Genomic DNA, 12,521 nt, shown 5'->3' with positions numbered 1-12,521 from the left:
GTTTTTTCTATATTAAACTTGTTTAGGATATAGATGATTTATAGATATATAACCATACTGTTTATTTGTTCAACAACGTTTGGGCAAACTTATGAAACCGGAAAGATAATAGACTCTGTTTTGGTTTCAGGAAAAACTAATGAAACCTTAGCATTATATTTACCCACTTCTTTCGAAGTTCAAAAAGAGTCTCCTATTGTTTTTGTTTTTGATCCTGGTGGAGAAGGTAAAAGAGGAATTAATCAATTTATTAAGTCATCAGAAACGTATGGGTATATATTAGTTTGTTCTAATAATACAAGAAATGGTCCATATGATCGCAATTTTGAAATCACCAATCGTTTGTTTGAGTTTGTATATGCTAATTTTAAAATTAAACAGAATGAAGTGTATTTGTCAGGGTTCTCTGGTGGATCCAGACTAGCATCGGCGATTGCGGTGTTAACGGATCAGGTAGCAGGTGTCGTAGGGTGTGGTGCCGGATTTTCTTTAGAACAATCTCATACTCCTACTACTCAGAAATTTTCATACGCTGGCGTATGTGGTAACAGGGATATGAATTATCAGGAAATGATACGAGCAAAAGGATATCTGCAGCAATTGCGTTTAGCAAATACTTTAATCACGTATGATGGTAACCATAGCTGGACACCTGAGGATCAAATTTTGAAAGCATTTGATTGGTTAGAAATTCAAGCATATTTAAAAGGGATAAAGAATAAAGAAGCTTCTGAAATTTACAAAAGTTATAGAAAAGTATATGATGCTGCCACAAAAGCAGAAAAAGAAAATGATTTATTATTGGCTGTTGAAAACTATGAACGTACTCTGACTACTTATAATTCAGTGTATACGTTAGATAGTATCGTTACTAAACTTAAGGCAGTTCATAGTAGTAAGGAGTATAAAAAATTATTAAAATCCGTATCTCATGCTTTTAAAAAAGAAAATGAGTTAACACAAAAATTTACTAAACGTCTGTTCGAAGACTACAAGAACTCTGATAATATTAATATCACCTGGTGGGAAAAGGAATTGGGTAAACTGGAAAAGTTAAATAAGAAAGAAGATCCAGAATTAAAAAAAATGTTAGAAAGATTACGGTTTCAGATTTTTGCGGTTTCTTATTCGATGATTAATTTTGATTTGTATCAACCTAATGAAAAGCAAAAAGAATTTACAGCTTCTATTAGAAAGCTAATTTATCCGAGATTAAAATAGTCTTATTTTTTATAAAGACATCATCCAACTACTTTGTAGTCTCTTAAATTTTTTGAGCTCTTTACGGAGTAACTTAATAAAATCTTTACCATTGCTTTCAGAATGTTCAAGTCTTTCACAGTTTTTATAAAGCTTATTAGTAAGACTTTCTAATGAAATTGCGTGTTTTATCCGATCATTCTGAAAAGGTTGATTTTCTGCCTTGATAATTTCGGGAACCAAGGAATCAGAGTCTTTTACAATGTCACCTGTAAAATAAATAAAGGGGTTTTCTTTTCCGTTTTTTTCTAATGGCGCCAAATCATGAACAAGGTATTTAGAAATACTCTTGGATAATATGAGTATTTCCAAAGCTTTCTTGTAAAGTCTTATGTTTTTAGGGCTTGATTCCATTGTTAAGCCAAAATTAAGGGTATTTTAGAGGATATTGCTTTTTACTTTAAGGTATAATCGTTAATTTGCTTTAGAAAATATGGTAAAATCTATTTTTTGATTTAAATTATAATGGACGACACAAACTGGAAAATTCTTCAATTATTACAAAAAAATGCAAGGCTATCTAATGCAGAAATTGGTAGGAATGTTGGACTAAGTTCTCCAGCCGTTGCAGAACGAATAAAAAAAATGGAAGATTACGGTATTATAGAAGGATACACAACAAAGGTTTCTTACTCTAAAACAGGCTATCAGCTAAAAGCGATTATTACGTTGAGAGCTTTTATGGGACGCCTAAAACCGTTTTTGTCTAAAATATCAGAGTTTAGTGAAGTACTTAATTGTTATCGAATTACAGGTAATGAAAATATAATTATGGAAGTAGTTTTAGAAGATCAGGCTCATTTACAGGGATTTATAGATAGGTTGATAACATATGGAGAAGCTAAAACTCACATTATTTTATCCAATGTGATAGAAAATAATCCAATTTTAAATAGAAAAAATTGAAGCGATTTACATTTTTATAGCAAATAAGAAAAAGTATAAAAACGCTTCACTAATAAAATAGAATATATATTATCTTTAGGATGTTATGTACGTTACCTTAGAATATTATGTTACGGCAATAGTATGCTTGATTACTGCTTTTGTAATTCATAGAATTTACTGCAAGGAAAGAATCAAAAATCAATCTTCAATATCTATTAGCGGTATTAAGTGGTTCGGTTTGGCAATTTTTTTATGGGGATTCGGTGCTCTTATTAATATTATATTAGTTCAACTAATTGAAATTAAAACTACACATAAAGTTGTCATTTATATGGGAGTATTGATTTCATTGGCAAACTCACTTAGTATTTTACTTTCTTTACCATCTATCGAACATCACAAAGAACGTAATATTGTGGTCCGATTAGTACAGCGCTTTTCAGAGAAAGAATTCGTTACTCTTTTTAGCGGTGTGCTTATAATGATTGCTTTTGTTTTTATTGTGACTTCCTATAGTAATACGGAGATTAGTAATAATTTTATATGGCTTATAGATATTCCAATCTCTTTAATCGTTGCATTTGCATTATTAAATGAACTTAATAAGGCTTTTGCAAATCGTACTATGAAATTTATGGTGTTTCCTTGTTTTCTGTTATTTGTTCTTATAGTAGTTGCGGTGACACACAGAATTATTCCTCAGGATAAAGTACTAGCATTTATCGATCAAGAATTTTGGAGTTTACTGGGGACGATTACAGGTTTGTCATTTAAGTTTTTGTTTATTCTATTATTTTCTATTCTATTATATAGTTGGAAATTTCTTTCGGAAAAAGAATTAAAACAAACAGAATTAGAAATTCTTACCAAAGAAAAAGAACGATTACTAAGTCAACAAGAAAAACTGGTATTAGCAAATGAAAGTCACTTAGATACCATTTCTACATTACAAAAACGTCTTAAAGAAAGTGATGTAAAGATTAGTTCCTTAGAAGAATCAACCAAAATAGCCTTATCAGATAGACAAAAAGAAGTAATAGGTAATCTCGGTGTTTGTGGAACTGGTAAATCATATACCGAAATTGCAGAGGAGATGAATATCAGCCTGGATGGTTTTCAAACTCATATTTACCAAATTAAGAAAGTACTTAAAATTAGTGGTGCGGATGGAAAAGAACAATTAATAGCATTTGCTAAAGCTAACCAACTACTAAAATACGCTAGTATTCGCAGCTCAGATACTGATTAAGCATATACTTAAGCATTCTGATTCCCTAAATTCATCATTACGTAACCTTTTGTCATAATTAGTTTTATTCAATCTTCGTCTGAAATCATAACACTAAAAACAGATGAAGAAAATCATAGCGATGTACACCTTACTTTTTGGGTATGCTCATACTACAGCGCAAGAAATCAATTCAGGATCTATAGATCAACGTATCAATGATGGATTTAAAAATGCTACAGATTGGTTCGTAGATGCAATTTTCGCGGAAATTCCTATAACTTCTGAGGTCGGTATTCCTTGGGTATTGATTGTTTTATTATTGGGGGCCTCTTACTTTACAATTTATTTCAAAGGAATAAATTTCAGAAGCTTTTTGACTTCAATAAATATTGTAAGAGGAAAGTATGATGATCTGGAAGCATCTAGTGATTTAGAAGTTTCTGAATCTGTTCATACAGTAGGCGGAGATCAACCTGATACCGTTAGAGTAGAAGGTAAAGATGGAGAAGTAAGTCATTTTCAGGCATTAACGGCGGCATTATCTGCAACTGTAGGATTAGGAAATGTGGCAGGTGTTGCCATAGCGCTATCTATTGGTGGCGCGGGAGCTACATTTTGGATGATTTTAGTGGGTTTTTTAGGAATGGCTTCTAAGTTTGTAGAGTGCACACTTGGCGTAGCTTACAGAGAAATTGACGAAAACGGAACTGTTTATGGAGGCCCGATGTATTATCTAAGCAAAGGTTTAAAAGAAAGAGGCCTTACAACTTTAGGAAAAATATTAGCTGTGATTTTCGCAATTATGTGCGTGGGTGGATCTTTTGGTGGTGGAAATATGTTTCAGGCGAATCAGGCATTTAAATTGTTTGAACATGTAACAGGTGCAGAAAATAGCTTTATATATGGAAAAGGGTGGTTGTTTGGTTTAGTGATGGCACTTTTTGTGGCAATCGTTATTATAGGAGGGATTAAAAAAATAGCAAAAGTTACCGATAAGATTGTACCCTCTATGGTTGTTGTATATGTGTTAGCAGTTATAACAGTGATATCTATTAATTATAGGGTAATACCAGATGCGATATATGCAATTATTGATGGAGCTTTTAGTGCAGAAGGAATAACAGGTGGAATGGTAGGAGTAATGATCCAAGGTTTTAGAAGAGCTGCTTTTTCTAATGAAGCAGGAATTGGATCTTCTTCTATAGCCCATGCTGCGGTGAAAACTAAATATGCAGCTAGTGAAGGGTTGGTAGCCTTACTAGAACCTTTTATAGATACAGTGGTAATTTGTACAATGACTGCTATTGTTTTGATTATTACTGGGCAGATTGAAGTTGGAACTCAAATATCAGATGAGCAAGGTGTATTACTTACGGCAAATGCATTAGAAAGTGGTATTTCGTGGTTCCCTTATGTTTTGAGCTTAGCGGTGATTCTTTTTGCTTTTTCATCTATGATCTCCTGGTCTTATTATGGATATCAGGCGTGGTCTTATTTATTCGGAAGAGGAAGATATGTAGAGTATATCTACAAAAGTATATTTTGCATATGTGTAATTATTGGATCTGCTGCAAGTTTAACCGCTGTAACTGATTTTTCTGATGCTATGATCTTTTCAATGCTAGTCCCTAATATGATAGGATTATTTTTAATGACCCCAAGAGTAGCAAAGGAACTTAAAAAATACAAAGAAGCTATTTCTAATAAAAAACAAGTATAGAATAGTAATTTCCTGGATTTTGGCATAAGATTTGATATTATTAAAGTGTATAGAATTTATCAAGATCTTGTGTGAGGACATTAGGTTAAAAACTAAAGATAGTACGGGAAAAAGATAAGAAAAACGCTCGAGTGAAACTCTGAGCGTTTTTTTATGAATAGCGTTTAAGAATGAGTTTCTTTTCCTATTTTTAGGTACAATTAAAAATTGCATGGATAGAATACAAGAATATTTAGAGATAGCTATTGATAAAATCGTTTTTTTTGCGCCTAGGATTATAGGAGCTGCATTGATACTTTGGATAGGATTCAAAATTATCAAAAGGATACTAAAACTGATAGAAGCTACATTGAAGCGGATGAATATATCAGATACAATGCGACCGTTTCTTACTTCAATTATATCCGTATTATTAAAAATTGCCATTCTTTTTATTGTCATTTCTATTTTAGGTGCCGATCTATCCGGTTTCGTAGCAATTTTGGCAGCGATTAGTTTTGCTATAGGTCTTTCACTTCAGGGAAGTTTGGGTAATTTTGCATCCGGTATACTAATTATGTTTCTGAAACCATATCAGTTAGAAGATTGGATAGAAGTAGATGATAAATTCGGAAAAGTAAAGGAGATCGGTATTTTTAGTACCACTGTAAAAACACCAGGAAGTAAGATTCTAATTATTCCTAATTCTAAAATAACGGATGATGTAGTAACAAACTATTCTAGAGAAGGGGTTATACGGCTAGAAATTATAGTAACTATGCCGTATAGCGAGGATTTTCCTAAAGTAAAAAAGGTTATAGAAGACACCTTAGAACCTATAGAAAAGATATTAGAATCCCCAGCTACAGAGATAGGAATAGAAAATTTTGATTCTCATAGTGTTTTAATTGCCGTTAGACCTTATGTAAAACCAGATGATTTTTGGGAAGTAACTTTTATTGCTCATCAAGAGATCAAAAGAGCATTCAGCCAACATAATATTAAAGTAGCATACTCTGAAGGTGTAGAATTAGGAAGTATAGGAGTATAGGAGTGAGAATTATTTTATAGTAAATAAAGTAAGTGGCATTTTATTTGTTGCTTTCTCTTTAGTAAAAATCATTGTAGCATGAAACCGTATTTTATTAAAACTATTCTTTTTTGTGCATTTTTTTGTTTCGTAACATATTCTTATAGTCAAAGCGAATTAAAGCTAAAAAAAGGGGTTGTGGTAGATTCTCTTACGGTGCCTTCTAGTAAAGGAGTTTATAGTATTTACTTGCCAAAATCCTTTGATCTAAATAATGCGTGGCCTATACTTTTTGGATTTGATAGCACAGGAAATATGAATTCCTTAACGCATCTTTTTAGTAAATCAGCAGAAGAATTGGGATATGTAATAGTAGTATCTAATTATGCTGAAAAACTAAGTGTCAAGGAGAAATCAAACTATGTCCTGTTTTTCATGAAACATATTATTTCTCTTTTTCCTATTCAAGATAAAAGGATGTATGTTTTTGGAGCTGGAGAAGATGCTATTCTTAATACTTCATTGCCACTGTTATACAAACAACTTAATGGTGTAGTAGCTATAGGTAATTACAATCAGAAGTTGAATACTGATAAGAATCTCTCCTATATAGGAATGGTTGGAGATAAAAATTTCAGATACAGAGACTTTTTAAATACTCATAAATATTTAAAAAGAAAGGGTGTAGCTTCTGATGTTTATGTATATGATGGAAAAGAAGAATTTCCACCAGAAGAGGTTGTAGATCAAGCATTACCATATTTTACAATGGAGGCTATGATAAAAGGTAGTATACCAAAAGATTCTATCTGGATTGCCAATCGCTACGAAAAGGATCATAAGGAAGTTAAACTATTAAAAAGTAAAAAAGAATATTTACGAGCTTATGATAAGTTAACTAGAATGAGAAGTAAGTATGATTTGTTTTTTGATGTGGATATACTTAAAGAAGAACAGAAAGAAATAAGAAAGATTGATGCATACAAAAAAAGAAAGAGGTTAAGATCCAAATATTATAATCAAGAGATATTTTTACGCCAAACTTTTATTTTATCATTAGAAGAAGATATAGATCTAAGACAATATAATAACTTAGGTTGGTGGCAGTACAGAATGGAAGAGCTTGATAAACTAGCAAAAAATGAAGAGAAATATGCTAGCGATATGGTGCTACGGATAAAAGGTTTCCTAAAGAACACTTTATTTGTATATAAAAAAGAGGTACCTAAGGATAAAAAAGAAATAGATAGAAAAATATTTTTAAATATTCTCAGTACAATAGTTGATAAAAATGATTTTGAATCATATAGAAATATTATCTCTCTATGTGTCACGGATGGGGATAATGAAACGGCACTTTTTTACTTAGAAAAAATGCTTAAGAGCGGATATAAGGATGCAGAATCACTATATACAATAGAAGGAACCTTAGCATTAAGGATATCTAAAGAGTATAATAACATCATCAAAAAATATCTAGGAAGTTCGAAATATTTTGATTTCGATTAGATGATTTATAGCTTTTTTGTGTATTTTAACGATGTTAATTGTCACTTAATCGTTAAATTGTTAATAACTTTTAAATTTACTACGGTTTTACCATTGAAAAAATTATATCTTTATAACAAGTAAAATATACACGATGTGTATTATACGAATTAAAGTATCAAGAAATATGACGATATGGATTTGAAATTTTAATTTGGAATGCACATTGGGATAAATTAAGTGTGAGGACATTAGTCTAAAGACCCCAAATCTAAAAACTAAAGAGAGTACGTAATTTACCCGATAATAGAAAGCGATCTTGTATAAGGTCGCTTTTTTTTATACTCCATTCTGATTTTTATACCGTATCCGGGAATTAATACACAAAAATGCAATAATAGATTCTTTTTTTTTATTCTGTAAACTAGCCTAAATCATTGGTTTTTGTGTATTTCATCGAATATTAATGTTTTTAGTCGTTAAAAATTTTGAATTAACAATTTATTTATAGTATCTTTACTTCAACTTAAAAACACTTGGTGTATGACCAGAATTAACATTTTAAACTGTATGACGGTATGGATTTAAAATTTTAGTTTGGAATACGTCAGGGCTCATTAGGTGTGAGGACATTAGTCTGATAGACCCCAAATCTGGAAGCTAAAGAGAGTACGTAATTTGCCCTAAAATTGATAAAAGCGTTCTGTAAAAAGAACGCTTTTATATTTTTAAAACAATTTCCTTAAAACCATTATTTGACCTGAATTTTTAAGATTCCTGATGGAGGTACATCAAAATTATGGAGGCCTTTTGATAATTTGATGTCTTGTTCTATAATAGTATTTCCTCGGCAATCACCTATTGTTAGTTTAGCTTTGAATTCTTCATCCAATAGGAGTACTACTTTTTTACTTGATTTAGCATTAATAATATCCAGACGGTTTATAGAAGTTTCGGGTCTTATAACGATATCTTCATACAATGTTGTAATTTGATGATGATTATTAATAGCAGTAAGTATAGGGTAATTTGCACCAGGATTTGATGGGATAAATTCTCCATTTACTAAAATATCACGATGTGTATTCCAGTAATCCAACCAATATCTAATCATATCTAAATGCTCCTCAGAGATTTCTGTAAGCTTTAATGATAGTTGGGGGACACTATATAAAATATTTAATATTTGAAGCGCAGCTTTTTCAACCGGCTCTTCGTTTCGCCAAATAAACATATCACTATGAACGGCGGTGTTTTTTGCCATAATGCGTAAGTTGGTAGTTTCCACTCTATTGGCGACAGCATTATTTGGAGCGTCAACACCTCTAAACATATTACCATATTTGCGCATCAGAGGTCCTATATATGGTTGCCGAAATTCTATGAGAATATCGGGTTTTAATTCAGTAAGTTTTGTAGTGATCTCAGTCATTAGAGCATCTGTAGCTTCATTTACACTTGCATAGTCTCTACCATCTTCTTTGGTTAATTTTGTCTCTTTGGTAGTAGTGAACCATCCAATAAAGTCAAGCTTAAAACCATCCAGATTCCAATCTTGCATAGCCTTGATATACGTATCTACGATATGTTTTCTTATTTCTGGGTAACGAGGATCTAATACGTAAGTTCCTTGTGAATCCCAATATCTAAGATACTTTCCTTTAAAACGTGTATGATTTTTAGCTTTTTCCCCCATAAAAGGTAATGAATACCAAAGAAGGAATTGCATTCCTTCTTTATGTACTGCTTCTACAAAACCTTTCATATCAGGGATGCGATCTGGATTCCAGTCGCCTGTATATGCATACCCTCGATTACCATCATTTGTTTGCCAACCATCATCTATAATTACCGCCTCACAACCTAGTGATTTCGCAATTTTGCATTCTGCAATAATTTCTTCTGCTGTGATATTTTGATGATAACTATACCAGGTAGAGTACATAGGACGTTTCGCATTTTCCGGTACTTTCATCGGTGTATAGTCCGGATGGTTTGCCCACCAATCAGCTACATCAGTAATACTTTTATGATATGGTAAATTACGAGTGTCAATCCGAAGTGTAACTTCATAACTAGTAGTTTTTGGCATTTTTTCTTGGAACAATTTGATTTCAGGATAAAAATGAACATCTTCTTCTTTGAGGTAACTTATAATTTCTGATTGATTTAGTGCATCGGATAGTGCGAAGGTGATTCTGTTTTGTAGTGCATTATTATAAAAAGAAAGTATAGGTGCATTTTTGGATGCTTTTGAAGTGATACCACTATAGTAATAATTAACCTTGTCCATTGATATTTTTGGATTCCAATATCCATTGATATCAACAGATGGGAAATTGAATTTTATAGCTATTGGAGGTAATTCTGATGGGATTTTAGAAGAAAATTTAAAAGTAATTAGATGGAGGTTCTCACTTATATTAGAGATTTTTTTTTCGAGAGTAAAATTTCCTAAATCTCCATTAACATGAATACTGTCACCTACAATTTTCACGGGTGCAGCTTCACTGGTTTCTGGAAGTGTATAATCCAGTTGTACTTCCTGTTTACAGGAGAAAAAGATACTTATGTATACTAAAAACAGATATTGAATAAGTTTCATTAGAGTTCCAGTTTAGTTTAACTTTAAAGTTATTAAAATGTTTTCTAAATGATTCTCGTTTTTTCGATATCTTGTTTTGAAATTAAATGGATCGTAGTTTAATCACTCATTGAGGCTGTAATTCCCGAAGTCTTGGTTTTAAAATATTATATTTTTTCTGAAGCATACATAGTGGGCTCGCTCCTATATTGTCGATTCTAAATGGTTTTTAGAGAAGCTTTAACTTTAAGTATAGAACTAATCTTTAATTTTTAAATGAGGTACATCTTCTAATTTCCAATCAATCACAAGTCCTCCTGCTAATGATCGTGCAATTTCCGCTCCATACAAGTGTTCGCATAAATATAACGCCGCTTCGAAACTTTTAGCACCACCAGCAGAGCTAATGTATTTCCCATCGTGAACAAATAATACTTCTTTTCTGATATCCAGATCCGGAAACATGGTTCGCATTTTATCTATATCACTAGGGAACGTTGTAGAAACTACATTATTTAGTATTCCTGCTTTAGCTAATACAAATGCTCCATCACAATGTGAAGTCATATAGGTAGCTGTTTTGTCAACCTTTTTTATAAAGTCAATCATAGCCGTATCTTCTAAATCAGTATCAAGATGATGTTCTGCACTTGGAACAACAAGAATATCTATTTTTGGTAAAGAATCCTTTATGTAATTATAATCTGGTATGATCTTTACGCCTTCAAAAGTGGTAATGAAATCATCAGTATTGGCAACGGTAAAAACATTCATTTGTTTAATGTTTTTACGATATTGAGTATGTTGAAAAATATCAAAAGGCGCAGTGAATTCCGTATTATAAGTGCCATCCATTAGTAAGAAAGCTACATTATAACGGTTAGGTTCTAACGTAGGGAAAGTCTTTTTCTTTTTAGTTATTTCAATTGACTCTTCTATATTTTGAATAGGTTTTTCTGTCTTCTTTTCTTGACAACTAATTATTACTACCGATAGTATGATATATAAGATACGTTTCATAATACAATTTCTTAAATAGATTTTAATGTATGCTTAGTTTTTTCTTTATTGACTTTTTGCTTTACAATAAACAACAAAAATGTTCCAATTGCAGCAATTCCAGCCATTAGTAACCAGGCATTGTCATAACCATATGTATTGATGAATTGCATACCCGAATTGTGACCGAGAATATGTGCTGCAGAAAATGACATACTATATAATCCCATGTAAGCACCTTGCCTACCTTTTTTAGATCGATCCAAAGCAAAAGCATTTCCAAAAGGAAAAGAAATCATCTCTCCAACGGTTGCTATCACCATACCAATAATTACGATTCCCGCCCACGGACTTATTACCAATAGTATAAAGCTGATTCCTGTTAGGATAAATCCGCTTATTATGTTTCCAATTTTGGAAAATGATGTGGACTCTAAATATGCAATTAATGGCATTTCAAAAACAAAAATGAGTGCACCATTTAATGCCAGAATCAGACCTATATTTCTTTCAGATAAAAAATGCACTTCTTTGTAGTACAAAGGAATTGTAGAGAAATATTGAACAAATATGAATCCAAACAAGGTTAGTGCAATTAGAAAAAGGATGTATATCCCATCACTATGAGCAGGGATAGGATTATCTACTACAATTTCCTTATCAATAACTCTGGCTTTTTTAGGATGTAATGTTTTGATCATGATAAACCCAGCAATAATACAGGTGATTCCGTCTATCCAAAATAACCCAGAATAACCAATCGTAGCAATAATTAAACCTCCTAAAGCTGGACCCATAGAGAATCCTAGATTTATAGCTAATCTTATAAAAGTTAATGATCTGGTTTTATTTTCGGGTTTACTATAAGCACTTAATGCAACAAAAAAAGCTGGACGAGCTGCATCTGCAATAGCAATAAGAACAAAAAAACTAACACATATACTCCAGAAACTAGAGAAATATTGAACAACGAAAAATGAGATGCCTGTCAAAAACAAAGAACCTAATATTACTTTGTAGTAGCCAATGTGATCACTTAACTTTCCTCCAATCCAAGCTCCTAATAAAGAACCTAAGCCAAAACTAGTCATCACCCAACCGATCTGACTTAATGAAAAACATAGATCATCAGAAAGGTATAATGATAAAAATGGGATAACCATAGCACCCATTCTGTTAATTAATGTGATGAGTGCTAACCACCAAATTTCTTTGGATAACCCAGAAAAAGTATCAATATAATTCTGTAAAAGTTTTTTCAAAGTAGTGGTGGTTGATTCGTTAAGAACCGGTAAAAGTAACTTTTTGTCGAAAAACTGTATACAATTTTAGAGAATATTAA

At 31.9% G+C, this 12,521-nt stretch carries 10 protein-coding genes; 6 read left to right on the top strand and 4 right to left on the bottom strand.

Translation table 11 applies throughout. From position 1 onward, the window contains the following. The first annotated feature begins 33 nt into the window (after positions 1-33). Positions 34-1,221 (top strand): hypothetical protein, encoded by a 1,188-nt coding sequence (locus Q0975_RS14680; RefSeq protein ID WP_299437924.1) that lies wholly within the window; start codon positions 34-36, stop codon positions 1,219-1,221. A 9-nt stretch (positions 1,222-1,230) separates the two neighbouring features. On the opposite strand, the gene Q0975_RS14675 is transcribed toward Q0975_RS14680, so the two are convergent. Further along, complete coding sequence (locus Q0975_RS14675; protein ID WP_299437922.1) at positions 1,231-1,614, bottom strand: hypothetical protein; 384 nt, start codon at positions 1,612-1,614, stop codon at positions 1,231-1,233. Between the two features lie 105 nt (positions 1,615-1,719). Between Q0975_RS14675 and Q0975_RS14670 the strand changes: the two genes are divergently transcribed. The 5 genes from Q0975_RS14670 (at position 1,720) to Q0975_RS14650 (ending at position 7,617) form a co-directional block, all read left to right on the top strand. Further along, positions 1,720-2,166, top strand: coding sequence for an Lrp/AsnC family transcriptional regulator (locus Q0975_RS14670; protein WP_299438204.1), 447 nt, complete (start codon positions 1,720-1,722; stop codon positions 2,164-2,166). A gap of 85 nt (positions 2,167-2,251) precedes the next feature. Then, on the top strand, positions 2,252-3,397 hold the full coding sequence (locus tag Q0975_RS14665) for a hypothetical protein (RefSeq protein WP_299437920.1): 1,146 nt from the start codon (positions 2,252-2,254) through the stop codon (positions 3,395-3,397). Positions 3,398-3,518: 121 nt separating this feature from the next. Then, positions 3,519-5,099, top strand: coding sequence for an alanine/glycine:cation symporter family protein (locus Q0975_RS14660; RefSeq protein ID WP_299438202.1), 1,581 nt, complete (start codon positions 3,519-3,521; stop codon positions 5,097-5,099). A gap of 211 nt (positions 5,100-5,310) precedes the next feature. After that, positions 5,311-6,129 (top strand): mechanosensitive ion channel family protein, encoded by an 819-nt coding sequence (locus Q0975_RS14655; RefSeq protein WP_299437918.1) that lies wholly within the window; start codon positions 5,311-5,313, stop codon positions 6,127-6,129. A gap of 78 nt (positions 6,130-6,207) precedes the next feature. Then, complete coding sequence (locus Q0975_RS14650) at positions 6,208-7,617, top strand: hypothetical protein (protein WP_299437916.1); 1,410 nt, start codon at positions 6,208-6,210, stop codon at positions 7,615-7,617. A 730-nt stretch (positions 7,618-8,347) separates the two neighbouring features. On the opposite strand, the gene Q0975_RS14645 is transcribed toward Q0975_RS14650, so the two are convergent. From Q0975_RS14645 to Q0975_RS14635, 3 genes are all read right to left on the bottom strand, one after another. Then, positions 8,348-10,201 (bottom strand): glycoside hydrolase family 36 protein, encoded by a 1,854-nt coding sequence (locus tag Q0975_RS14645; protein ID WP_299437914.1) that lies wholly within the window; start codon positions 10,199-10,201, stop codon positions 8,348-8,350. Positions 10,202-10,438: 237 nt separating this feature from the next. Then, positions 10,439-11,200, bottom strand: coding sequence for a DJ-1/PfpI family protein (locus tag Q0975_RS14640; protein ID WP_299437912.1), 762 nt, complete (start codon positions 11,198-11,200; stop codon positions 10,439-10,441). 11 nt (positions 11,201-11,211) lie between these two features. After that, the gene (locus Q0975_RS14635; RefSeq protein WP_299437910.1) at positions 11,212-12,441 is read right to left on the bottom strand and encodes an MFS transporter; all 1,230 of its coding nucleotides are present in this window, start codon (positions 12,439-12,441) and stop codon (positions 11,212-11,214) included. Positions 12,442-12,521 lie beyond the last annotated feature (80 nt).

Origin of the sequence: uncultured Aquimarina sp., assembly GCF_947500065.1 — a bacterium.
Classification (GTDB): domain Bacteria; phylum Bacteroidota; class Bacteroidia; order Flavobacteriales; family Flavobacteriaceae; genus Aquimarina.
The sequence above is the reverse complement of the archived record's forward strand: the minus strand, read 5'-3'. Positions and strand labels throughout refer to the sequence as shown.

Bases quoted from the DNA above. Each gene is read 5' to 3' on its own strand.
- Q0975_RS14665 (WP_299437920.1), top strand. From the start codon at position 2,252: ATGTACGTTACCTTAGAATATTATGTTACGGCAATAGTATGCTTGATT.
- Q0975_RS14675 (WP_299437922.1), bottom strand. From the start codon at position 1,614: ATGGAATCAAGCCCTAAAAACATAAGACTTTACAAGAAAGCTTTGGAA.
- Q0975_RS14655 (WP_299437918.1), top strand. From the start codon at position 5,311: ATGGATAGAATACAAGAATATTTAGAGATAGCTATTGATAAAATCGTT.
- Q0975_RS14680 (WP_299437924.1), top strand. From the start codon at position 34: ATGATTTATAGATATATAACCATACTGTTTATTTGTTCAACAACGTTT.
- Q0975_RS14640 (WP_299437912.1), bottom strand. From the start codon at position 11,200: ATGAAACGTATCTTATATATCATACTATCGGTAGTAATAATTAGTTGT.
- Q0975_RS14650 (WP_299437916.1), top strand. From the start codon at position 6,208: ATGAAACCGTATTTTATTAAAACTATTCTTTTTTGTGCATTTTTTTGT.
- Q0975_RS14660 (WP_299438202.1), top strand. From the start codon at position 3,519: ATGTACACCTTACTTTTTGGGTATGCTCATACTACAGCGCAAGAAATC.
- Q0975_RS14645 (WP_299437914.1), bottom strand. From the start codon at position 10,201: ATGAAACTTATTCAATATCTGTTTTTAGTATACATAAGTATCTTTTTC.